At 37.9% G+C, this 24,163-nt stretch carries 26 protein-coding genes; 4 read left to right on the top strand and 22 right to left on the bottom strand.

Going from position 1 to position 24,163, the window contains the following annotated elements:
- Positions 1 to 16: 16 nt before the first annotated feature.
- The 4 genes from H9648_RS01240 to H9648_RS01255 all read right to left on the bottom strand — a co-directional run bounded on the left by H9648_RS01240 (position 17) and on the right by H9648_RS01255 (position 2,740).
- On the bottom strand, positions 17 to 832 hold the full coding sequence (locus H9648_RS01240) for a DUF1444 family protein (protein ID WP_191751974.1): 816 nt from the start codon (positions 830 to 832) through the stop codon (positions 17 to 19).
- Positions 833 to 905: 73 nt separating this feature from the next.
- Entirely contained in the window at positions 906 to 1,331 is a 426-nt protein-coding gene (gene queF, locus H9648_RS01245; protein WP_066396893.1) for a preQ(1) synthase, read from the bottom strand.
- A gap of 61 nt (positions 1,332 to 1,392) precedes the next feature.
- Positions 1,393 to 1,719, bottom strand: a complete 327-nt coding sequence (locus H9648_RS01250) for a thioredoxin family protein (protein WP_191751975.1) — start codon at positions 1,717 to 1,719, stop codon at positions 1,393 to 1,395.
- Positions 1,720 to 1,732: 13 nt separating this feature from the next.
- Positions 1,733 to 2,740, bottom strand: a complete 1,008-nt coding sequence (locus H9648_RS01255; protein ID WP_191751976.1) for a PTS sugar transporter subunit IIC — start codon at positions 2,738 to 2,740, stop codon at positions 1,733 to 1,735.
- 171 nt (positions 2,741 to 2,911) lie between these two features.
- Here H9648_RS01255 and H9648_RS01260 point away from each other — a divergent pair, with 171 nt between their 5' ends.
- The gene (locus tag H9648_RS01260) at positions 2,912 to 5,092 is read left to right on the top strand and encodes a methyl-accepting chemotaxis protein (protein ID WP_191751977.1); all 2,181 of its coding nucleotides are present in this window, start codon (positions 2,912 to 2,914) and stop codon (positions 5,090 to 5,092) included.
- Positions 5,093 to 5,122: 30 nt separating this feature from the next.
- Here the strand turns inward: H9648_RS01260 and mltG are convergent, their stop codons facing one another.
- The 6 genes from mltG to queD form a co-directional block, all read right to left on the bottom strand.
- A complete protein-coding gene (gene mltG, locus H9648_RS01265) occupies positions 5,123 to 6,148 on the bottom strand; it encodes an endolytic transglycosylase MltG (RefSeq protein WP_191751978.1) in 1,026 nt (341 codons plus the stop codon).
- A gap of 137 nt (positions 6,149 to 6,285) precedes the next feature.
- Positions 6,286 to 6,798 (bottom strand): DUF84 family protein, encoded by a 513-nt coding sequence (locus tag H9648_RS01270; protein ID WP_191751979.1) that lies wholly within the window; start codon positions 6,796 to 6,798, stop codon positions 6,286 to 6,288.
- Positions 6,799 to 6,811: 13 nt separating this feature from the next.
- Positions 6,812 to 7,882: a M42 family metallopeptidase gene (locus H9648_RS01275; RefSeq protein ID WP_191751980.1), complete on the bottom strand. Its 1,071-nt coding sequence runs from the start codon at positions 7,880 to 7,882 to the stop codon at positions 6,812 to 6,814.
- An 85-nt stretch (positions 7,883 to 7,967) separates the two neighbouring features.
- Positions 7,968 to 8,639 carry a 7-cyano-7-deazaguanine synthase QueC gene (gene queC, locus H9648_RS01280; protein WP_191751981.1) on the bottom strand — a complete coding sequence of 224 codons (672 nt, stop codon included), beginning with the start codon at positions 8,637 to 8,639 and terminating at the stop codon, positions 7,968 to 7,970.
- 2 nt (positions 8,640 to 8,641) lie between these two features.
- Complete coding sequence (locus tag H9648_RS01285; protein ID WP_191751982.1) at positions 8,642 to 9,367, bottom strand: 7-carboxy-7-deazaguanine synthase QueE; 726 nt, start codon at positions 9,365 to 9,367, stop codon at positions 8,642 to 8,644.
- Positions 9,357 to 9,836, bottom strand: a complete 480-nt coding sequence (gene queD, locus H9648_RS01290) for a 6-carboxytetrahydropterin synthase QueD (protein WP_144698545.1) — start codon at positions 9,834 to 9,836, stop codon at positions 9,357 to 9,359. Before queD ends, H9648_RS01285 begins: the two co-directional genes overlap by 11 nt.
- 244 nt (positions 9,837 to 10,080) lie before the next feature.
- Here queD and H9648_RS01295 point away from each other — a divergent pair, with 244 nt between their 5' ends.
- Positions 10,081 to 10,389, top strand: a complete 309-nt coding sequence (locus H9648_RS01295; RefSeq protein WP_186320459.1) for a PepSY domain-containing protein — start codon at positions 10,081 to 10,083, stop codon at positions 10,387 to 10,389.
- A gap of 164 nt (positions 10,390 to 10,553) precedes the next feature.
- On the opposite strand, the gene H9648_RS01300 is transcribed toward H9648_RS01295, so the two are convergent.
- The 3 genes from H9648_RS01300 to trmB form a co-directional block, all read right to left on the bottom strand.
- The gene (locus tag H9648_RS01300; RefSeq protein ID WP_191751983.1) at positions 10,554 to 11,090 is read right to left on the bottom strand and encodes a hypothetical protein; all 537 of its coding nucleotides are present in this window, start codon (positions 11,088 to 11,090) and stop codon (positions 10,554 to 10,556) included.
- A gap of 133 nt (positions 11,091 to 11,223) precedes the next feature.
- On the bottom strand, positions 11,224 to 12,066 hold the full coding sequence (locus H9648_RS01305; RefSeq protein WP_191751984.1) for a YtnP family quorum-quenching lactonase: 843 nt from the start codon (positions 12,064 to 12,066) through the stop codon (positions 11,224 to 11,226).
- A 94-nt stretch (positions 12,067 to 12,160) separates the two neighbouring features.
- Positions 12,161 to 12,802, bottom strand: coding sequence for a tRNA (guanosine(46)-N7)-methyltransferase TrmB (gene trmB / locus H9648_RS01310; RefSeq protein ID WP_191751985.1), 642 nt, complete (start codon positions 12,800 to 12,802; stop codon positions 12,161 to 12,163).
- A 117-nt stretch (positions 12,803 to 12,919) separates the two neighbouring features.
- Here trmB and H9648_RS01315 point away from each other — a divergent pair, with 117 nt between their 5' ends.
- Positions 12,920 to 13,204 (top strand): YtzH-like family protein, encoded by a 285-nt coding sequence (locus tag H9648_RS01315; RefSeq protein ID WP_191751986.1) that lies wholly within the window; start codon positions 12,920 to 12,922, stop codon positions 13,202 to 13,204.
- A gap of 50 nt (positions 13,205 to 13,254) precedes the next feature.
- Here H9648_RS01315 and H9648_RS01320 read toward each other — a convergent pair whose 3' ends face one another.
- The 6 genes from H9648_RS01320 to thpR form a co-directional block, all read right to left on the bottom strand.
- Positions 13,255 to 14,037, bottom strand: coding sequence for a phosphotransferase family protein (locus H9648_RS01320; protein ID WP_191751987.1), 783 nt, complete (start codon positions 14,035 to 14,037; stop codon positions 13,255 to 13,257).
- A 154-nt stretch (positions 14,038 to 14,191) separates the two neighbouring features.
- Positions 14,192 to 16,330, bottom strand: coding sequence for a type I pullulanase (pulA, locus tag H9648_RS01325; RefSeq protein ID WP_191751988.1), 2,139 nt, complete (start codon positions 16,328 to 16,330; stop codon positions 14,192 to 14,194).
- Between the two features lie 161 nt (positions 16,331 to 16,491).
- Positions 16,492 to 16,695, bottom strand: coding sequence for a hypothetical protein (locus tag H9648_RS01330; protein ID WP_191751989.1), 204 nt, complete (start codon positions 16,693 to 16,695; stop codon positions 16,492 to 16,494).
- Positions 16,696 to 16,721: 26 nt separating this feature from the next.
- On the bottom strand, positions 16,722 to 17,645 hold the full coding sequence (locus tag H9648_RS01335) for a diacylglycerol/lipid kinase family protein (RefSeq protein ID WP_191751990.1): 924 nt from the start codon (positions 17,643 to 17,645) through the stop codon (positions 16,722 to 16,724).
- A gap of 49 nt (positions 17,646 to 17,694) precedes the next feature.
- Complete coding sequence (locus H9648_RS01340) at positions 17,695 to 18,477, bottom strand: hypothetical protein (protein WP_191751991.1); 783 nt, start codon at positions 18,475 to 18,477, stop codon at positions 17,695 to 17,697.
- A gap of 23 nt (positions 18,478 to 18,500) precedes the next feature.
- Positions 18,501 to 19,058, bottom strand: coding sequence for an RNA 2',3'-cyclic phosphodiesterase (gene thpR / locus H9648_RS01345; RefSeq protein WP_191751992.1), 558 nt, complete (start codon positions 19,056 to 19,058; stop codon positions 18,501 to 18,503).
- A 111-nt stretch (positions 19,059 to 19,169) separates the two neighbouring features.
- Here thpR and cysK point away from each other — a divergent pair, with 111 nt between their 5' ends.
- Positions 19,170 to 20,102, top strand: a complete 933-nt coding sequence (gene cysK / locus H9648_RS01350; protein ID WP_191751993.1) for a cysteine synthase A — start codon at positions 19,170 to 19,172, stop codon at positions 20,100 to 20,102.
- A gap of 72 nt (positions 20,103 to 20,174) precedes the next feature.
- On the opposite strand, the gene H9648_RS01355 is transcribed toward cysK, so the two are convergent.
- From H9648_RS01355 to H9648_RS01365, 3 genes are read right to left on the bottom strand one after another with little or no spacing between them, the layout of a single operon-like run.
- Positions 20,175 to 21,356, bottom strand: coding sequence for an MFS transporter (locus tag H9648_RS01355; protein ID WP_191751994.1), 1,182 nt, complete (start codon positions 21,354 to 21,356; stop codon positions 20,175 to 20,177).
- Positions 21,357 to 21,376: 20 nt separating this feature from the next.
- A complete protein-coding gene (gene pepV, locus H9648_RS01360) occupies positions 21,377 to 22,783 on the bottom strand; it encodes a dipeptidase PepV (protein ID WP_191751995.1) in 1,407 nt (468 codons plus the stop codon).
- A 47-nt stretch (positions 22,784 to 22,830) separates the two neighbouring features.
- Entirely contained in the window at positions 22,831 to 23,883 is a 1,053-nt protein-coding gene (locus H9648_RS01365; RefSeq protein WP_318243478.1) for a potassium channel family protein, read from the bottom strand.
- Between the last annotated feature and the right edge of the window lie 280 nt (positions 23,884 to 24,163).

Raw genomic sequence — 24,163 nt, forward strand, 5'->3', positions numbered from 1 at the left:
CGGCTTTTATTATCAATCAATCTGTTGTTTCTTCTTCTATTGGTCTATTCTTGGCTAAAATAAAGACAGGTTCTAACTCTTTGTTGTCATACATAAACGGTAAAGCTGTGATCGGCACTCGTCCGTTCATAAAAAATTGCATCGCCATCTGAGCCAAAATATCGTATCCTTGCTTATTCTTAATATCTGCCACGATCAACACATCCTGATGTGGTATAGCCACTGCCATTTCTCCAGAGATTTTCTTCTTCATCTCTTCTAAGAAAGCAATGTTTAGGATTCTGCTCGCATCGTATCCATCGTTATGGTTTAAAAAGAAGAACGTATTTCCTGCAACTTGATCTTCTTTATGATCTGTTGATAAACGCTTTACATTGAATTTTGCCGAATCAAGTATTTGAGACTCTTCAACCTTTAATTCCCTCATCTTATTATTCGTAAGAAGCTTATAGGTTTTGCCTAGGTCTAAAGCATAATATATCCTTGTCTCTGCTGTGTGCTCTCGATAAAAAAGTTCTTCTCCTTCTGACGTTTCCATTGGAAAGGATGCAGAACGAATGACTGGAAAGATGCGTGATAAAGTATTTGAAAGCTCGCCTTCATGAGAAGCGGCATTCAATCCTTCTTCTACGTAATACACCAGTTTATCAATAAGCTCATCTTTTTCTTTTGACCAGCGCGCACTGAGCCCACCAAGTGATAAGGTTACACCTTTACCTGTTTCCTTATTTGTAATCCGAAGCGTTTCCTCTTCTCTATCATATGAAAATTCTCGGGTTGGACTCATCAATTTCTCTTGTAGTGTTTTCTTTAGTTTAATGGTACTGCTCATCTATGAATCCTCCTTTCCTAAACAACGGGTTACACGTAACGTGAAAAACCTCCTAATGGAGGTTTTTGTTCACTTACTTGCTGTTCTCTTCTTTATATTCTACTACTACCTCTGTTCCTAGTCCGCCACGCGCGTTCCAGTTTCCAACTACTTTAATGTACTTTGGCTTAAGTAGTTTTACTAGATCTTCTAAAATACGATTTGTAGCATGTTCTTGGTAGATTCCAACGTTTCGATATGAAGTTAGGTAATACTTCAAAGATTTCATTTCTACTAGATCTTCATTTGGAATATAGCTGATGATAATATCAGCAAAATCCGGAAGACCTGACCATGGACATACAGATGTGAACTCAGTTGTAGGAATGGTTACCATCGTATCTTTTCCTACATACTCATATGGAATGGTTTCTAATATATCAACAAGGATTACGTTCTCATCTTGGATGTCAAAACGAATCCCTTCATATTTGCTATGGTTAACTTCAACTTTAGCCATCAAAAATACTTCCCTTCACGTAAAAAAATCATTTTTTGTTATTATAACATACTCTTTTGACCTATTTTGAAGGAATGTTAAGCTCTTCTAAAAAGGCAACAATCTGCTCTTTCGTCTTTCTCTCTTTATTCACATAACGCCCGATCTCTTCACCATCTTTGAATGCGAGGAAGCTAGGAATTCCAAAAATATCAAGTTCCTGACAAAGTTCAATCAGTTCATCACGATCTACGTAAACGAATTGATAGTTAGAGTATTCTTCTTCAATTTCAGGCAAGATCGGTTTGATTACTACACAATCCGGGCACCAGTCTGCAGAAAAAACTGCTATTGTAACATCCTGTTTAATTGTTTCTTTAAATTGTTCGATCGATTTCATGTTTTCCATTATGAACGTCTCCTTATTGATTCAGCTTCATATCGCCGAATTTAATATATCCTTTTTTTCTTAACCATTCTGAAAGCACCAAGCTAATAATGATAGGTCCTATAAAATGCAAAATAAATATAGCAAGAAACGTTTCAAAGGTAAAGCCCATTGTCCTCAGTGTCATGATTTGCCCTACGAGACCGCTCGTCCCCATACCTGCTCCAGCTGGAATATTCTCCATCTTAAAATAAAGAGTTCCAATGGGTGCTAATAGGATACCGGCAACCGTCGGCGGAATTAGAATATACGGATTTCTCACTACATTCGGAAACTGTAGTTTAGAAGTACCGATTCCTTGTGTCAAAAAGCCTCCGAAGCCATTTTCCCGGTATGAACTTGTGGCAAATCCAATCATTTGTGCCGCACAACCAATCGTTGCTGCACCAGCCGCTAGCCCCTCAAGACCAAGCATCATCGCTATTGCTGCTGATGAAATCGGACCTGTTAATGCAAATCCGAGCAATATGGCTACTAAGATCCCCATAATTAAAGGACGCTGATCAGTTGACCACATAACGAGTTGGCCAAACGCCTTCATGAATTGATCGATTCCCGGCCCAATAAATGTCGCAATCGTAAAACCTGTAAAAATGGTAACTGCAGGAGTGATTAAAATATCAAACTTTGTTTCTCCAGATACTAACTTTCCTACTTCTACAGCTATTAACGACGCTACATAACATCCAGCTACACTCCCAAGATCCGCTCCTGCTGCCCCCGCTATACCCGCTGAAAATATGACGAGTGGAGGCGCTTTTAATCCGTACGCCACAGCCGTCCCAATCACTGGACCCATCAGAGTCATCGCTAATTGTCCCATATCGGTAAAGAATGGCAGCGAGAGTTGCTCACCGATCGTCTTAAGAATCAATCCTATGATAAGCGAAGCCATCAATCCTAGTGCAAAATATTGAAACCCCGTAATAAAATACGTTTTAGGCGAAAGACTTACCCCTTTTTTATTTAGAAAATCCCTCATTTGAAATGACTCCTTTAGTTAATCTGTTAAACATGTCCCTCAAACATTATAACTTGTTTTAAACCCGTGTAAAGACAGGTGTAAAGTTGATTAGTTTTACATACAATTCTTTTTACTTTGAAACTTAAAATAATTCAAAAAAGACCGATAAAATGGCAGGGGGGAATACATATGAACTTGTCGATACGAAGAAGAGTGCGACTGATGCTTTTCATCAGTTTAGCCGGAATGGTACTATTACTTGCATTTATTGGATTATTTTTATGGCAGAACACCCAAATGGAAGAAGAAAGAGATTCAGTACAACTAACATTACGATCTAGTAATGATATTCAGAGTAAATTTAATGAAGTGCGTAAACTTGAACAAGGGTATTTAAGAGATCCTAGCAAAGAGTCAAAAGAAAAGGTGCTTTCTTCATTAAGTGACTTACAGAAGGAAACAAGTAAAGTAGCAAAAGAAACGAATAGTTCTTCATTAAAAGGAATAGATAAAGACTTGTCTGCTTATCAAACATCATTTAATTCAGCCACAAGTCTTACTACCCAACTTAACGCGTTAAAGCAGATGATGACAGAGACGTCTAACAACTTTTATGCTTCTGTAAAAGCGATGAACGACCAAACGTTATTGATCACACTATTGCAGATGCAAACGTATGAAAAAGAAGTACATATTAAATATGACAGCACGACTGTTGAGAACTTTAAAGAAAGTGCTCAAACGTTTGATCAAATGTTGGATGAAAAAAATCTGCCAGCCGATCAGTTGTCTACTTTTAAATCAAATTTACTAAAATATACAACCTCTGCAGATACGATCCAAACGATCACAAAAAAAATTGGAGATGATATTTCAACTTTTGAAAAGATCGCAAATGTTGTAGATCAATCAACGAAAGATGCAGAGAGCAGTTTGCAGAAAGAAAACGCAGAACTGATAAAAAGTCAAAAATCAGTTAAGTTCTGGCTGACGATCAGTTTAATAGGATTAAGTATCGTAATCTTATCGATATTAAGCGTGATCGGTGTTTGGCTATTACGCTCTATTCAATCTTCTATCTCGGTTCTAAAAGAAGGCGCATCCATTATTGGTGATGGTGACCTCTCTTACCGGGTAGAGACGAATTCTAAAGATGAGATGGAAGAATTAGCACAAACCTTCAATCGTATGGCTGAAAAAATGCAAAAATCAATGAACGAAGTGAAAGATGCTGCTGAAAAACTTACGAGTTCATCTCAAAACTTAGCAGCAGTATCAGAAGAGACTACCGCACAAAGTGATGAAGTGACAGAAGCGATCTCACAAGTAGCAACAGGAGCTCAAAATCAAGCTGATCACCTGCAAGAATGTACTCTTCTCCTTTCTGATGTGACTGGATATATTAAAGAAACGGCTTCGATCAGTGATGAGATCGCTTCAGATGCTATTCAAGCTGAGAACGATGGAAAAGCAGGATCGAGCATCGTTCATCAACTAAATACGCATTCTGAGAACTTTTTAGAATTAGCTCAAAGTCTTATCTCAGAAATTCAAGATGCGAGTAAACAATCCAAACAGATTAATTCCATTGTTGAAACGATTCAAGAGATAGCTGGAAGTACAGATCTTCTTGCACTTAATGCAGCCATAGAATCCGCAAGAGCTGGTGAAGCCGGCAGAGGCTTTTCAGTCGTTGCCAGTGAAGTAAGAAAGCTTGCAGAACGTTCTAAGAACGAAGCGCTAAGAATTCAGCAGCTTGTTAAGTCGATGACGAATCAGATGGAACTGTTATCAAAAGAAACGGTGCGCTTTGAACAATATCGTGTTGATCAAGTTGAATCTGTTCAACAGACAGAAAAAGCGTTCTCAAGTATCATTCAAAATGTATCTCAGATTAACGGAAGAATCTCTCAAGTAAAAAGTGCGATCGGTCGGGTTGAATCCGCTAATGAAAACTTATCTGAAAAGCTCTTTGAAGTAAGTGCAATATCAGAAGAATCTGTTGCTACAAGTGAACAAGTCAGCGCTTCAAGCATTCATCAAAAAGAAGCCATCCACCAAGTGAACGTTGCTGCAACAGAACTGCAAGAAATTGCGCTCACTTTGCAAGAAGAGGTAGATCAATTTTCTTTAGGAGAGAGAGAAATCCTCATTTCTAAAGAAGAAATAGACTTAATCGATATGTATCAAGAAGCTGCGGCTACTGTCGAAGAAAGTGATACGGAAGGGTTAGAATATCAAAATGATGATAAAGAAGATCTTGAAGTGGAGAGAGTTTCGAATTCTGATCACCAATTTCAAGAAACAGAATTAGAGAATGACACAGAGTCTGTTCGTTCTTTAGATCATGAAATCAAAAAAGAAGACTAGATATCAAACCCGGTGATCATTCACCGGGTTTTAATAATTGCCACTCAATTGTGTATATTTTCTATGTTCTTTATACGTTTTAGAAAAGAAATGACTCCATGTACCGTCCTGTTTTGCAACAAAGTAAAAATAGTCGTGTACTTCAGGATCTGCCGCAGCTTTTAATGAGGGAAGATCCGGACTTGAAATCGGTCCTGGCGGCAAACCCTTATTAATATAGGTATTATAGGGACTTTGAATTTTGAGGTCTCTTCTTTTTAGGGTTGCTTTAGGTTTCTCAAGCAAGTATTGAACGGTGGAACATGATTGCAGCTTCTTCCCTTCTTCTAAACGATTAACAAAGACACCAGCAATTCTACGCTTCTCTTCGTTCAATAAAGCTTCCTTCTCAATAATAGAAGCCAACGTGATCATTTCATAAGGAGTTTGGTCTGTATGAATTGTTAATTCTTTCGTTTCTTCGACCATTCTTTCTGTCATTTGATGAATAACATCGCCTGCTTTCATGTTCTTTTCAAAATAATACGTGTCAGGAAAAAGAAGTCCCTCCACCGCAAACTTTATATTTGTTTTTTTAACTTTCTTATTTATTCCTAATTGTTCTTGCTGTTCTTCAGTTAGTGTATTCCACGATTTTGCTGCTTCAAGAAACTGGTTTCTATCCACAATTCCCGACTTGTTTAATCGATCCACAATCTCTAGAACAGTTAATCCCTCTGGAATGATTACTTCCATAGCTTCTGTTTCATTTTCCAATGTAGAAAGATCTTGAAGAATCTCTCTATATCCTTTTCCCTGTTTAATCGTATGTTCTCCTGGTACAACTTTACTCTTCATCCCAGTAACTGATGCATAAAGCGAGAATAGAATAGGGCTTTTAATGAATTCTTTTTCTTCTAGATGCTTGGATATCGTTTTAAAATCACTATTTTCTTTTATAATAAAAGCCTTCTCTGCTGTACCATCCGGTGGTGTAACTATATAAAAGATCCAAACTAAACATAAAATGATGAGAATACCAAAAATAATTATTCTTCTTTTTCCACTTGAGTTCAAAGTCAAAATCCGCCTTACTTTTTTGTTAATAATTTTCCCTGATTATTTACATTCATACAAAAAGGCTGTTAGATAAGGTATACAAACCTTACTAACAACCTTGATAATCATCTCACAAAGCATTGCGTTTACACTTTTCATTTATTCATATTATATATATATTGCCCTAAAAGGATCGTGGAAATATGCAAGAACATCTCACTTCGAGACAGCATACCACTGGTAAAAACACCTATCGCTCCATCCTTTTTTCTGATCTCAGGGTCTTTGGTTAACTCACCCATCAATGTTCCAAGTTCCTTCCCCTGCTTAAGACCTGTTACGATCAATGAAGGCAGCAAGATACGAGCTCCTGCAGCTGAAAGAACGTTTCCCTCTTGGTCAGCCACTGCTCCCCAGTTACATAAATACATTCCATCTTCAAGCTCCATAACACCGCCTTCAAAACCAATACCGATGTCTGCCCCTTGCTTCACACAATCTTTCGCACGGTTGATAGCACCGATCTTGGTTTCCTCATCAGAAAAAGGCTGAGCCGAAACCAATGAATCAGAAGAGTAGGAAACAAGTTCAGATTCCTCAAAATACGCTATAAAAGGCTGAGCTGCTTTTATTTTTGCAGGATTAGATGATCCAATTCCAATTTTCATCACACGCTCATCCTCAGCTGTTTTCTAAGATCGTTCTTAATGTGGATTCATCTGCTGTTTTAACAAGTCTTACAAGCAATTCTTTTGCAGCAGCATAATCATCTATATGGATCATAGAAGCATGGGTGTGAATATAACGAGAACAGATTCCAATCACTGCAGAAGGCACTCCATTTCCGGAGACATGTACACTTCCTGCATCTGTTCCGCCTTGTGAAATGAAATATTGGTAGGGAATTTTATGCGTTTCAGCTGTATCCAGGATATATTCTCTCATCCCACGGTGAGTTACCATCGTTCTATCCAGAATTCTTAACAACGCACCTTTTCCAAGTTGTCCAAATTCACTTTTATCCCCCATCATGTCATTCGCCGGACTTGCGTCTAATGCAAAAAACAGGTCAGGTTGTATCAAGTTCGCTGCCGTTTTTGAACCTCTTAGTCCAACTTCTTCTTGAACAGTAGCACCACTATACAATTCGTTAGGCAACGTTTCACCCTTTAATTCTTTTAATAATTCGATCGCTAAACCTACACCGTATCGATTGTCCCATGCTTTCGCCATGATTTTCTTCGGATTGGCCATCGGTGTAAACGGACAGATCGGAACGATTTGCTGTCCAGGCCTTACACCCAGGTTATGAACTTCTTGATCGTTATCTGCGCCAATATCTATGTACATATTCTTAATACCCATCGGTCTGTTACGCTGATCCTCAGAAAGAAGATGAGGTGGAGTCGAGCCGATAATACCTGTTATAACGTCACCTTTATCTGTGTAAATATTTACGCGTTGAGCTAATAGAACTTGGCTCCACCAGCCTCCCAACTCTTGAAATTTAAGCATACCGTTCTTCGTAACCTTTGTAACCATGAAACCGACTTCATCCATGTGCCCCGCTACCATAATCTTCGGACCGTTTCCTTTTTTCACACCAAAGATGCTGCCAAGACCATCTTGAATAATTTCATCTGATACAGGTTCGATCTCTTTGCGGACAAACTTACGAACATCTCTTTCAAAACCTGGAGCACCAGGCAATTCAGTCAATGTTTTAAACAAGTCGAGTGTTTCTTTATTCATATAAAAACAACCCCTTCTAATTAGTCACATGTACATTTTTTATTGTACACCTAATAAGAAGGGGTTTTCTATACTTATGACTGTTCTAGATTTCGTAAGTGATCGGATCTGCTGCTCCAGCTTCTTTAAAACCTTTCAAACGTAAAACACAGCTGTCACATTGTCCGCAAGCTGCTTCTTTTCCATTGTAGCAAGAAGTTGTTAGATCATATGGTACTTCAAGAGAAAGACCTTTTTCAATCGTCTCCTTTTTAGACAGAGAGATCAATGGTGTTTCTACTGAAATGTTTTTCCCTGTCACACCCGCTTTTGTTGCTAAATTGATCGTTTCCTCCATGCTTTGAATGAACTCAGGACGACAATCTGGATAGCCGCTATAGTCAACCGCCGAAACGCCTGTATAAACGGCTGTAGCTCCGATTACTTCTGCATAAGCGCTTGCGAGCGATAAGAAAATCATGTTTCTAGCAGGTACGTAAGTTACAGGAATCCCTTCTTCGGCCTCAGTTGGAACTTCTACCTTTTCATCGGTTAGTGCACTTCCACCTATATCTTTTAAAAAGTTCAGGTCTACAATTCTATGGTCTGCTACACCATAATACTTGCCGACTTCGACAGCTTGTTCAACTTCTCGATTATGGCGTTGTCCATAGTGAAAAGTGATTGGGTAAAGGTCATATCCCTCAGCTTTTGCGATCCCCATGCAAGTTGTGCTATCAAGTCCTCCGCTTAAAACAATAACCGCTTTTTTGTTCATGGTTAAACCCCTCTCTCTTCTGGATGCCAAATAACTTTATGAAGTTGAAGACTGAGCTTTGCATTTGGGAGTGGATTCTCTAATAGAAGTTCAACAAGACGCCTCGGAGGCATGCTTTCCCAAACAGGGCTTACAGAGATCTGACCATTTCTGTAATGTTCAGAGACCACTTGTTTCGTTATCTCAAAATCGTTCTCTGATCCAACAACGAATTTGATCTCGTCTTGATGCTGAAGTTCTTTGAAGTTTTCCATGTGCATTCTGTCCATCTCACCAGAAGCTGGGAGCTTATAGTCCATCACAAATCTCATCTTTTTTTGTAGATCATGGTGAGAGTTGCGCAATTGCTCAAATGGCTGTAAATCGATAGCTCCGTTCGTTTCAATGTGAATATCGACAATATGATCTAAATCAGCCATCGCTAAAAGCAAGGCAGCTGATTTTTCTCGATGTATTAAAGGTTCTCCACCAGTAAAACAGATTCGTTGAGATCGAAACGACTTAATCGTATTCACGATTTCTTCTATTGTAGCTTCAAATTCTGGTTTAGCAGGTGCATAACTGTATGTTGTATCACACCACGTACAGCGAAGATTGCAATGAAAAACACGTACAAAAACCGTTGGATACCCAGCTTGTAGTCCTTCACCTTCTACTGTTTCAAAGATTTCGACCATAGGAACTTTCCAGTGCTTCCAAATGTCTCTAGACGGCAGATCAAACATCATTTTCCACCATCCATTCTCTTTTCATTACAGCATAGCTAGTAGGTGTCTCATATAATTTAAGTTCTTCTATCCTGTGACCTTGATCACTTAGTCCTCTGTCGTTCAGTTGAAGATCAATTTGTTCCCAAATCCAAACGATCATATTCTCAGCAGTTGTATTCATCGGAGGAAGAACTTCATTTAAGTATTGATGATCTAATTTGCTGTCTATAGCTGATTTAAAAATCTCTTTGATCTCTCCAAAATCAACGGCAATCCCGATCGAATTCACAAAGCCACTCATAGTGATTACGAGTTTGTATGTGTGACCGTGGAGATTCTTACATTTTCCATCATAGCAATGCAGATGATGTGCTGCATCAAACGTAAACTCTTTGCATACGGCAACTCGCTTATTATGGTACTTTAATTGTTCGCTCTTAATGTCACGACCAAGTATTTGAACATCTGTTGGAATTTTATAAGTCATTCCTGTTCATCCTTTCAAGTGGAGCACGAAAACAAAAAAACTCTGCTAAAAACGCAGAGAGTGTAAATGTTCATTCTTCACGCTCCCTAGTTTTGTTTTAAGAGGGGTGGGAATTTCGAACCCTCCATCTTTATCAAGAGTATCTTATCAAAAAAGCACAAGAAAAAGAAGGCTTTTCTTTGTTATACTGTTTAAGAAGAACCAATACGATTTGAAAATGAACTTACATAAGGTGGGAATACGAATGAATTGGAGAAACCTGATTCTAGCAGGCCTAACAGGTGCTGCAATCGGTTATGTTGTTACAAAAAAGCAGACAGAGACCATCACACCCGAAAAAGCGTTAAAACAATTGAAAGAAAAAGCAAGTGAACATTACAGAATCTCTGGAGCCTGGATCATGGTTAAAGCAGAAGAAAAGAACGTGCATGGCCTTCCATACTCTGTTTATAAAGGTGGTTTTTCAAACTCATCACCTGGAACAGAAACATCTCATTTTGAATTTTTAATAGATGCTTCAACAGGAAGTCTATTGGAGCTAATACAAAAATAAAGGCTGTTTTTTTTGATTTTGTTGATTTAGGAAGTGTTGATTTCCGTTTCAGGCTGCTCGCTTTCCACTTCAATCAACTTTCAAAGGTGACAAGGATTTAAAGTTAGAAAAGAACATAGTAAAAAAGCCCTTAGGTCACTTTCCTAAGGGCTTTCCTATGAAGATTATCGATATATGTTTGTTTCGTCGTAAAGGTTGTTGTCGATCTTAAATTTCGTAGTAAGATACTGACGCTTCTCCCAAACCGCTAAGATGAATAATGGAACGATGATCAGAACGAATAATAGTGCAGTAACAACGATCCAGTCCATATGTGTGCCGAGGTCTGACTCGTGTGCTTTTTTATAATCTTTAATTTGAGAGTTTGCCTTAGCTACAGCAGCCTCAGCTAGTAATTCATTTTTGTCAGCATCATAGAACACAACTTCTGTGTGATCGAAGTAAAAGATATTGTCTCTTACCGTATCATAGTTAGCAATAGCAACTGTTACTTCAGATGCGTCTAATTTCGAATCTTGGTTTGGATAAGTTTCAATGTCTGTTAATGTGAGTGAACCCTTTTTTAAATCTTTGTGCTTACTTTCAATTCCCTTTTCAATGGTCTTTTTCATTGCATCTGTAGCTTGCTCTGCAGATGCAGAAGTACCAATGGATAAAAACAGTGCTAGAACGGTAAAAATGGCAACTAACTGTTTTTTCATTTTAAATCCCCTCTCATCTCACTCTTAAGATTTTAAGATATAAATAAAGTTCATCATGACATGCCTCTCATATTTTAACATATCCTGTCGATTTCGACATTCACTTGAAAATGGAAAATATGTGACGGTTTTTCTACATTTTTGGTGAGCGTGGTACTCTTTCTAACATTTCACCCTTCTCATCCCACTTAACAGCACGATAAATACAATCATGATAAAAGAAATACCATGTGTCAGGTTTAATCCATTTTTGTTTTTGAGAGATCGAAGTCATAGGATAATCATCATAAGCCAGTACCCATAATGGATTATGATGTGCGTGAGTAGGCATGATATCACCGATGTGATAGATTTTTTCGCCATTCTCTGTTGTAAGCTCGATCAGTGAATGTCCATCACTATGGCCTCCTGTATGAACCATTCTAATACCTTTCATAACTTCTATCTCTTCTTTAAACGTCATTACTTGTTCTTGAATAGGTTCCCAATTTTCTTTCCAATATGTATTCTGAGACCTGATATTTGGATTCTTTAGCTCATTCCATTCTGTTTGAGAGGTGTAAATAACAGCGTTTTCAAAAACAGGTACTAACTGACCATCTTCCCATCTCGTCAATCCAGAGGCATGATCAAAGTGCATATGAGTCATGAGAATAATATCAATATCAGCAGTTGTTAAACCTTCTTTTTCTAAACTTTTTTCAATAAGCGACTCTTCGGTAACTCCATAGTTTCTTTTTTGTTTTTCTGTTAATTTCCCAAAACCGATTCCAGACTCGATCAATATGTTCTTTCCTTCATACCCTTGAACAAGAATAGGCTCTGTTCTCAGTTCGATCTGATTATTGTCGTTAACAGGGTACTTTCTTTCCCACAGAGGCTTTGGAACGACTCCAAACATAGCACCGCCGTCCATATGTGTAACCCCGCCGTCCAACCAGGTCAGAGTCTTCATTCCGATTTTCCACTGATCCATATTCTTTCTCCTTTCTATTCCGATCTCCCTACAAGTGTATCATAAGAATCAGAGATCGTATGAAAAGAAAAAACCCAAGCATATGCTTGGATTTTTATGAACGAAACTGTGCTTCCATGCGGTAGATTCGAAATCCTTTTTCAGAGAATTTCTCTTCATATTCAGTCATGATGTTATCTTCCATATCACTCTTATGAAGATCAAGACTTACCAAATTGAAGAACATACCGTAAGTTGACATACTATGAAGGGAATATTCGAACAACCCTTGATTATCAGTCTTGAAATGAATTTCACCTGGCTTTTTTAATACCGTCTCATATCTCTTCAGAAAACTTTCATGAGTTAATCTTCTTTTTGCATGTTTAGATTTTGGCCATGGATCTGAAAAATTAAGATAAACACGTTCAATTTCTCCTGGTTCAAAATAATCAAGTAAATGTGAAGCATCTGCTCTAATCAGTTTAACATTCGGTATTTCGTCTTCAAGTATACGGTCTAGCGCAGTAATGATGATGCTATCATAAAGCTCCATGCCTAAATAATTTACTGAAGGATTTTGTTTACCCATCCCATTAATAAATTGTCCCTTACCTGTTCCAACTTCAATATGAATCGGGTTATCGTTGCCAAAAAAAGAATGCCATTTTCCTTTCATCTTCTCTGGTTCGACTGAAACATATTTAGGATTTTCAATTAATTTGTCTTTAGCCCAAGGCTTAAATCGTTGACGCATATTTTCTCCCCACTTTTTCCACTTTTATATACAATTTCGTTTACTTTCATATATTGAACGAAGGATATTTTTTCAGCATAATCCATAAGCTATGCAATGAAAGGATGTGCAGCGAAAATGCCATTAAATCACAACGACCAATTGCATATCATCAGAGATCTTCTTCAAGACCATTACACCGATTGTGCTGGTTCACCATCCGAATGTGCTCAATTAGAACGTCTTGCTGCACATTTATTGGAGAACGGCGCTGTACATGAAGAGGTACGGAACATCTTGTCCAACATTAATGAATATAGCCACACCGGCTTTTCACACCAGCATCTAGACGAGCATATTACGAATCATCGCCCACACTTAGAGTCATGGATCAACACGATTCAAACGCATCATCCATATTAAGACACTATTCCCTAGGAAATAGTGTCAGATGATCTTATATAATGTCAAAGTTAGATGGAACCCGCAAGTTTCTTAATACTTTCTGCAAAATGGGCAGTCTCTTTAGACTGTCCTTTTTCTTTATACCAGAAAAAAGAGCTTATCGTTTGTGCCAAAACATACCAATGCATTCTTCTTTCTAAGTCATCATCGAGTGTTTCCCCATAGATTTCAAGCCATTCTTCCCATTTTTCGTAAGGAATATAGCTATAGAGAAGCATTCCAAGATCAAGAGCAGGATCAGCGATCATCGCTCCGTCCCAATCGATCAAGTACAATTCATCCGATTCACTTAACAGCCAATTGTTATGATTCACATCACAATGACATACAACTAAATTATCAACTGTAACTTCTGTGGCAGTCTCCATTAAATAAGCAAAGGAATCGTTTATGATTTCTAAATAATCTTTTTCCTTACGCATCTGCAATTGTATATCGTTTAAAAGGTCAACAGGCGTCAATCTTTTTTTCTCGAGTCGATTCATCATACCAAGCAGCTCTTGAGATCGGTGAATTTTTGCAAGAAGTTCTGCAACATTCTCACTTTTCATATCTGCTGCTTTCAATTCACGGCCGTCTAGCCATTGTTGAGCTGTTATTACATCTCCATTACCTAATCTTTTTGTCCATAAAAGTTTAGGAACAATTCCTTCAGCAGAAAGAACAGCTAAAAACGGAGAGGAATTACGCTTTAAAAACAGTTTTTGGTTCCCATATTCAGCTATATATGCTTCTCCCGTTGCTCCGCCAGCAGGGGAAACCTGCCAATCTTCTCCCAAAATCTGTTCCAAATTGTTCACCTTCTTGTCTAGTTAAGAAATCCGTTTTTTAATAGTTGTTCGTTCAAAAAATCATAGCTTTTCCGTATCGAATTAAATTACTGCGAAGTCATTATTTTAACACAAAAAATCAAGAAAAGCACTTGATTCTTGATTCTTTACAATCCTAAACAGAATATAACAAAGAAAAAGATAATGCTTCTAATTTATATAGATCTTCGTTTATTAACCGATTATAGTATTTTTCATCTTCAATCGCTAACGTCCATGTGTTTTTTTCTAACGGGATTAATATCGGTTTAGTCGTTTGGTTAAAAAGTAGTAAAGCATTACTCCAATAAGAAGTATCCTTTTTTATATCGGTGTTTGGTAGGTGCAACTTAAATCCCAGACCGCCATCTGGGACTATCCATTCCAAAAACTCAGCTGAGCTTTCAAGGAAGATAGGCTGTGATTTCCTTATACCTATCAGCTGTTTAAAATAATCAACTTCTTTATGAAAGGACTCAACAAGGTTCCAGTCGAACGCATTAATCGTGTCGGGGAGGTTATAGCTGTTCTCTTCACCTTTTTTCGTTCGAAAACATTCTTGCCCAGCATGGATAAATGGAACACCTTGCGCAAAGATCGTAAACGCTAAGGCGAGCTGTTGTCTTTTTCTGCGCAAAAATTCATCTTCAAATGGATGTCGAATAGACAATAAGTCAAACAAAGTATGATTATCATGACATTCTGAATAATTAATGCTTTGCTCAGGTTTGATAAATGTTGAATTCTGACCTGAATAACCCCTCATCACATGCTTCATTTGATGTTTGATCCGTTCATCATGATTACCATTTATAAACCCGCTCTGACCGTCAGGAAAGATGCTCCCCTTAACATGGTCCCGAAACGCATCATTGAAAAAAGAATAGGAAGGCATCTTTTTAGCAGATGAAAGAGTAGCTCGTTTTTCTGGTTCTAAATTCGTATTTAAGTCCCAGCCTTCTCCAAGTAAGAATACGCCAGGATTCAATGATGTAAGTTTTTCAGCTGCCAGGTTCATCGTTTCAACATCATGAATCCCCATCAGATCGAATCGGAATCCATCCACTTTATATTCACTCATCCAATACGTTAAAGCATCTAGGATGAACTTTCGCATCATTTTTCTTTCCGAAGCTGTATCATTTCCTACACCGGTTCCATTAACCGGGTTTCCCCCATTATCATAACGAAAAAAATAGCCAGGAACGAGTTTTTCAAATGGTGATTCTTCTCTTTTATATACATGGTTGTAAACCACGTCTAAAATAACAGAGAGCCCATTTTGTTGGAGTGTGTGTATTAATGTTTTCAATTCTTTTATCCTGCAACTGGGATCGTAGGGATTCGTTGCATAGGAGCCTTCAGGAGAAAAAAAATGAACCGGATCATATCCCCAGTTGTACGCTGAATCAGGCATTGTTTCATCAACACTTCCGAAGTCAGCTACGGGCAACAATTGAACGTGAGTGATACCGAGACTTTTCAAGTATTCCAATCCTGTATGAAATCCATTGGGTGTTTTTGTTCCTAATTCTGTTAATCCTAGATACTTGCCTTTATTTACGACACCACTATCAGAATGAATCGTTAAATCCCGAACATGAACTTCATAAATAATACTGTCTGTTTTTGAACGAAGGTTTATCTTTTTGCCTGATCGATTCCACCCTTCAGGGTCTGTTTCTGGAAGATGGATAACGACCGAATATACACCATTTGCAGTAACAGACTTAGAGTAAGGATCTGTTGTTTCTACCCATTCATGGTTTACGTTTACAACAAACAAATATTCTGTAAGATGGTGGTCTCCTTCTAACGTAATCTCCCAAACTCCTTTTTCGGTCCGTGACATTTTTTGTTCAATAAAGGTATTAGATTTTTGGGTTTTATACTTAAGTTTCATCGCAAAAGCTACAGGTGACCAAACTTTAAACGTTGTACTCTCGGGTGTGTAAATCGCTCCAAGACTTGTTTCATCATAATAGAGACTATCGAACTTCGGTGTGCGTACAATGCTACCGATCATTAAAGGGATTCTTGATTCGTTAATCATGACCCAATATCGGTTTTTTAAATGAATCGGCATTCTCGTTCTACATTTATAGATCATTTGATTATGATAATGCTCTTGTTCATCAATGGTTAACGGCTGAACCACCTTATTATCATCTACCAATGAAAGTGAAGGGCTGACCGAAAAGGGCTTATTAACTACAATCGTTATCATAGAAAAATCATCCATATATGCGGACATTGAAATGGTATCACCTTTCATTGAACTCACCCCTCTTTATCGCTATTACATCATATTGAACGTAAAATGAATTGGTTATTCCTTTTTTATATAAAAAAAGAGACTCATCCTAAAAGTAAGATAGATTTACTTTAGGCGGCCTCACGCATTTGGCGAAGATAACTAAAAAAAGTTTTCTATCTTCACTCCGCATTTAAATACTTATTCTTCATGATTCTCCCTGCAATAACGATTGCCGCATAAACGATGACAGGTAAAACAATTCCAAGAATTAGCTGGTCATTGGTTACATCTAAAATCCAATTCTTCAAACCAGACTTCTTTTCGATCAACATAACCCAAAGGAAGGCAAAAAGAGCTATATTAAAAAAATCTGTCCATTTCATTTTTATTCCCCACTCTTTTTAAAAATTTATATTTTAACTGAAACTGTACTTGGTTGAACTTCAATACGAACCGGAGTGGTTCCTTTGTACTCACCATCGGCATGAATGGCTACTGACCTACGTGTTATAACTTCAATCTCTTTCCCTTTAAACTGAGAAACTCCTTGTACGTTAACATGACCACCCCAAAATACAGAAACAAAGAGCAATAAAAGTTTGAATAGAGATAGATCATGTACAACACAAACATCTAGAACTCCATCATTACACTTAGCTGATGGACAAATTTTCATACCCCCTCCATAATAGGGCATGTTACCAACAGCTACAAGCCAGACATTGCTAAACTTTTGTTCATGTCCATCGATTCTAATTTCCATGGAATCTGGCACATAAAATTTTAGAACCTTAAACAGTGTAAAAACATACGCAAGTGAACCTAATTTTAGCTTATGTAAATACTTTTTGTATGTCGCTTCACTTGTAAACTTTGCGACTTCTCCATCCAAACCAATACCAACAGCACTGATAAAAGACTGTATCTTATTGCTTCTTCCTAAAAGTTGAATGCTGCCAGAGTCAGTCTTGAGCGTCCGATTGCGTTTAAGATATAGAAGTTGTTTTTTTAACCCTTTAACATCTTTCGTTAAGACTCGAACGATATCATTGCCAGATCCTCCAGATATAAACCCTAAAGGAATGCTTGGATTTTCTTTCATACCGTTTAAAACTTCATGTATCGTACCGTCTCCACCTACTGCAATAATAGCATTAATATCATCTTTGTTTATGTATGTAACCTTCTTCGCAATTTCTGTGGCATGACCGCTATACTCTGTATAAAATGTTCTATAGCTTATCTCTTCCACGTCCATTGCATTTTTTAATTGATTAAATGTATGAATCGCTTTTGCGTTGTTTGCATTAATGATAAAGAAATATTTTTTCATTCAGTGCGTCCTCGATCTTATGTTTTTAAAAGTAATTCGACAAAATCTCTCAAATACCTTCAAAATGAAACTCAGACTCACTGGATAACGGATCTTTTCTGTATAGAGAATTCGTTACACCTAATTTAAGGAGATCAGACACAAATTTTAATTGCTGACCTTTAATGGGTGCAGGATTTTGTTGAAGAAGTGCATGCCACTCATTAAAATTGCGTTTATCTACATAGCTGACTCTTCTCCAATCACTCGTAAAATCAATAAAGGCATCTGGTGCAACAATGCATGATTTTAAGGACAACTGTTTTTGATAAGGTTCCCAAGCTTCTCGTACTATAGATTGCATGTGTTCAAGTCGAATAAACGGACTCAAGACGGTTTCTTTCTGCTCATGTCGAATATTTTTCCAGAAACGTTTGTTATCAGCTTCTTGCCAAATTCCTTCTCCACTCATCCAAACGATCAGCCAAACCTCTGTGGGTCCTACCAAAATAATATTTAGTTCCACTCCTGTATTCTTCACTTGAAAGACAGGTTCATAGAACAAAAAGTAGTTATCAGGAATTCCTTGAATGAGTAACTTTAGCGTTTCATCTTGAAGGTATTTTTTATCCCAGTTTGAAATCTCTTTTACAGTCGAAGTAGCCCAGTTCATCTGATGATGAAATAATTTTTCCCGGAATTCTTGATGAGATCGCTTACGATTCTCTGTTCCATATTGTTGTTGGAATGCCCTCCAGCGATTTTCTTTAATACGCATAAATAATGATTGATAGTGATGTAAATTGTTTTCGTATCTCGATACATAATCAAGTAATTTAACCAGTTGAGCCATAGGATCTCCTCTCTGTTTCATCTCTATATAGAATATGAGTGTAATACATGATATTTGGGCTGTTTATCTACATGTGTTTCATAGAGAACGATCTCGCCTGCTATGAATGGTACGTTTTCGCCATAATGATTCCACCATAGTTGTGAATCTACCCCATTATGGTCTGACTCTATATGTTTTCGTGCTAGCGTAATGTGCGGAGCATAAGGTCTTTTATCAAGTTGAAAACCTACCTTCTCACATACATAAGCTACTTGTTTTTGCAGAGTATATAAACAGTGTTCTTCTTCAACACCTGCCCAAAAGATCCTTGGATGTTTTTCGTTTCCGAAAAAGCCAAATTGGTTTATTTGAAGTGAAAAATTACTCTCTGTTATACTCATTTTCTTGTTAAGTAATTCATGAAGTTTTTGAAGCTGTTCTGACGAAGCAGCACCTAGAAAAGCTAAAGTGATATGAAAGTCATCAGGATGTACCCATGTTTTAAAATGATGTTCTTTCCTTATAAGGCTGCATATATTCGCAAGCTTTGTCTTGGTCTCATCAGGAAGCTTTAGTGCCAAAAAATAATGTCTTTGCATACTTCTCACACACCTTCATTTATTTTATCAAAAAATACATGGATTCATCTGCTTTTTTCCCGCATGACTTATTTGTTATAATCGAATCAGCAAGGAAAAGGAGTGCAGTTTATGAGAGTTGTTACAAATATCGCGGATTTAATCGGTGATACACCTATCGTAAAGTTAAACCGCCTTCCTCATCAAGAGGGAGCCGATGTATATGTGAAGCTAGAATATTACAACCCTAGTCGAAGCCTGAAAGACCGCGCTGCTTATAATATGATCATTGATGCAGAACAGAAAGGTCTCTTAAAGGAAGGCTCTACCATTATCGAACCTACTTCAGGAAATACAGGGATCGGACTCGCTATGAATGCGGCTGCTAGAGGTTATTCTTCCATTATTGTGATGCCTGATACGATGACAGAAGAAAGAATTAATCTTTTAAAAGCATATGGAGCAAAAGTGGTACTAACTCCTGGTGATGAAAAGATGCCCGGAGCGATTAAGAAGGCACGAGAGCTTGCCGAAGAAATTCCTAATAGCTATATGCCGATGCAATTTGAGAACCCTTCAAACCCTGATGCACACAGAGGAAGCACAGCGATTGAGATTAAAGAAGCCATCGAAGAGTTAAACAAGCCCTTTACTGCTTTTATCGCACCCGCTGGTACAGGAGGAACGATCACAGGTACGGGTGAACAGCTTAAAACCTTTTTTCCGAATTTAACTGTTCATGTCGTAGAACCTAAAGGGTCTCCTGTTCTTTCGGGAGGAAAGCCTGGGAAACATAAACTTGTAGGTACAAGTCCTGGTTTCATCCCACCAATCTTAAATCAAAAGGTCTATGATGAGATTGTTCAAGTTAATGATGAAGACGCGTATACGATCACGAGACGTCTTGCTTCAGAAGAAGGGATCTTGGTCGGTCCATCATCAGGAGCAGCTGTATATGCCGCTATAAAAATTGCAGAAAAACGCAAAAAAGGTGAAGTTGTAATCTGTATGACGTGTGATTCAGGAGAACGTTATTTATCGAGTGATCTGTTTCAATTTGAATAGATGACAAAAGCATCCCAAACAGAATTGGGATGCTTTTTTTTGTACATTTTGCTCAAAATAGTGGTTAACCTTTTATAGAGATCTTTGAATCAGTATTCGACCTTGCACTTCCATCTTTGTGAGGATTAACACCATTAGCAGACCTATAAACGATAAAGCTCCAAAAAATAAATACGTATAAAAGATGCTGTATTTATCAAAGATCACACCGCCTACAAATGTACAAAACCATGAGCCTAATCCATTCCCTACAGCCGTGTATAGGGAAACTGCTGTTGCACGCACTTCTACGGGTGTATAAGTTCGCACATATTCCATTGCTGCTGGAATGAACAACCCGACTGAAAATCCTTGTACGATGGTTGTCAATAGTACGATTTGGTACGATGGTTCAAAAAAATAAAAGGTCCAACGAACAGCAGAAACCGTCGCTGCAAAGACCATAATATGCATCATGCCCCACCTTTTTATGGTGAGTCCAGCAAACTTCATAAATGGCGCTTCACTTCCAGCTGCGATTAAGAAAGCTAGTCCAACACCGGCTAGAGTTCCGCCTGTTTCTTGAATATAAAATCCAAAGTAAAAGTTATTAGCAAAAATAGGACCAAAGACCAGGAAAGTAGCAGAAAGGAAAACTAAATACGAAGGCATCCTAACTAATTGTCCAATACCCTTTCTAAGATCTGTTCGGAGCGATTGATTATCATTTGGCATCTTGATTACAAAGACCATACAAAGAAGAAGAACAGAAGTAAACATATAAAAGATTATTTGAGTCCCTATAGAATCCGAAAGCCTTCCTGCTATAAATACGGCTATAGCAAATCCAATTGCTCCAAAAAGCCTGTAATTTCCATACTGCTTGTTCTCTTTTTGTACGTAATTTAAAAGAATGCTGTCTGAAACAGGAACTAACGCACTCTGCATGAACGAAAAAGCGATAAGTATTCCGATCAACCAAATATAAGATTCTAACAGATAGATGCTAAACCCTAAGCACGCTGTTAGAAGTAAAGAAAGTACTAAAACAGCCCTTGGACGCCTTGAATAATCTGTAACCACACCCCATAGAGGCTGAGCAAAGATCATCACGACTGGACTGATGGACATTAATGTACCAATTTCTGTCCCACTGAGACCTACTGAATCTTTAAAATAAACACCTAATAACGGAAATAAACTCCCTAGACCAAAAAAACTTAAAAGATAAAAGCCTTTTAGACTGATAGAGGTTTTATCGAACGAATTATTCATGATGTACCCTCTCTTACATGCTATTTAGCTAGTTCGTAAATGGCTTGTGCATAAATGGCAGAAGCGAGAAGTAAATCCTCTACAAACATGTGCTCATCCTTTTGGTGAGCCACATCTTCTCTTCCTGGGAACAGTGCACCGAAAGCAACTCCTGTTTCCAACGATCTTGCATAAGTTCCTCCACCAATAGCCATCAATTCACCTTTTTTCCCCGTTTGATCTTCGTAAACCTTTTGAAGTGTTTGAATCAATGGGTGACTTTCCTCTACATAATTAGGTGGGTTGTTTTCAATAATTCTCATCGACCAATCATCTTTCATCGCTCTTGTAGATAGAGTATTTTCGATTTTCTTGCTATCATGTGTAACCGGATAACGTATATTTAACCCCACTCTTCCGCCTTCTGCTTGATCATACGACAGGATTCCAGCATTAACCGTTAGTTTACCGCTCTCCTCATCTTCTGCAGCGATATTTAATTTATCACCTGTATACTCGCCCTTCAGCTCGTCCAACAAGCGAAGAAATGACTTAGCGTTTCCAATGAAAGAAAGAGTGTTCAAGAATTCTCCAAGCATAAGTCCAGCATTCTTACCCATATCTGGTGTACTGCCATGTGCAGATTTCCCTTTAACTTTTAGGATTAAAGCATCACCTTCCATTTGAGCCTGGTATTCAATTGCAGATTTCTTACCATATGCTTCAAATGAATGTTGAATTTCCTCTAAACCGCTTCCTTGGATTTTAGCTTCAGCATAATCTGGCACCATATTTAAACGTTGGCCCGATGTAAAGAAAAGTAATTGAAGTCCTTCTTTGTCCCCTTCTTGATTGGCTTTGAGACGAAACTCTACATCAAAAATTCCTTTTTCCGCAGAGATGATCGGAAAATCTGCATCAGGAGCAAATCCGATCGCTGGCATCTCTTCTTTCGTAAAATAATGTCTTACACATTGCCAGTTGCTCTCTTCATCACAACCAATGATCATACGGACCCTTTTCGATAAGGGAAGCTTTAATTCTTGAATGATCTTCATACCATAAAAAGCTGCCATTGTAGGTCCTTTATCATCGATCGCACCTCGTGCAAAGATCTTTCCGTCTTTTACTTCAGCTCCAAAAGGGTCTACTGACCAGCCATCACCAGGAGGGACCACATCAACATGGCAGAGAACACCTACGATATCTTCTCCATTTCCAATCTCGATGTGTCCTGCATATCCGTCTACATTCTTAACGGTCATTCCACTGTCTTTTCCAAGATCCAACATATACGTTAAAGCTTTTTCTATCTCGGAGCCAAAAGGAGCTCCTTCTTTTGCATTTTCTTCATCAAGTAGACTAGGAATACGCAATAACCCTTTTGTATCTTCCATAAGTTGTTTCTTTCTCTTTTCAACTTGTTCTTTCCAATTAATCTGATCCATTTTTCTAACATCCTTTCAAAAAACTTGTTCTTTACTTGTCATATTACTCAATGTTTTAGGATCGCTTCGTATACATCTTTGCTGCAAATGATATAGAGACGTGCATCGTCACTAATTGTTTGATCCAACTTCTTGTTTATCGATAGATCGTTACCATCAGCTATTAGTGTAGCACCTTGCTGCAGCAAACTGTCAAAAGCGTCTTTGTACGTTACCCATTCAGATTGTTTTCGCACCTCAAATAAATTTTCTCCTTCTTTATGAGAAAGTAGCTGCGTGTAGATCTCCGTAATACCTTTAGAAAAGGCGGACCGCACAGCCATTCGAGAAACTGTTTCATGACTTAAGACAAACTCATCTACTTTAGCATGCCTAAAGTTCTTAATATGTTCCTCTTTTTTGATCTCAACCGTACTATGTATGTGAGGAGTTAAACGTTCTACGGAAGTTACAATCAACAGAGTCTTTCCGTCAGCAAGTGCTGAATCATGAATCGAATCATCTGAAAACACAAGTACAGATTTTGCTTCTTTTAAATTTGCTTGTACGAGAGTTCCTTCTATTGATGGGTCACCTTGAATGTAATGGACACTCTGATGTGTGATCGGTGTAACAGGCAAGTTATCGATAAGAACTACTTCTAGGTTTGGGTGAGTTTCTATAATCTCACTAACAGCATATTTTGCTTTCTCAGACCATCCGATAATAACGAAATGATTTTTACCTTTAAAAGTCAATCTTCCTTCCTCCTTTCGTTTACGATGAGCTCCTAATGCTTCTACCAGTTTCCCAATAGCGAGACCAGCAATACCGATGCCAATCAAAAAGATGAAGATTGCGTAAATCCTTCCTGCTGTGGATACCGGATAGTAATCGCCATAACCGACCGTAGTAACGGTAGTCATTACATACCATAGGGCGTCAAACCAGTGAGGGAATGTTTTTGGCTCTAAAAGATGCATAACGACTGACGAAAAAATAACGATAAAAAAGGTAAACGAAAAAATTCCAAACTTATTTAAAACGAAAAGTCTATTCATCAGCTTTTGTAAAATATACACCTCATCGCTCCTTACATAAATTTTTAATAACCTAACTATTGTACCTTATTCCCATTAAAATGGTTAGAGAGTTTCGCTTTCTCAGGAATTACGGGATATTGACAAATAAATATTATAGTGTATAATGGTGCCAAATAGGAGGTGTAGTGTTGGTTAACTGACAGTTTTCCTCTATATCTTTATATTCAAGATCATATGTTCGTTATGAGGTTTTGCTGCCTAGCCGCACAGACATCTTTTTGAACGTTATTACTACATCTAATGGCTGACGCAGCGGAGAACCGATACGGATTCTTCGCTTTTTTTTTTATAAAAAGGG

Source organism: Fictibacillus norfolkensis (genome assembly GCF_014836645.1).
Classification (GTDB): Bacteria; Bacillota; Bacilli; order Bacillales; family Fictibacillaceae; genus Fictibacillus; species Fictibacillus norfolkensis.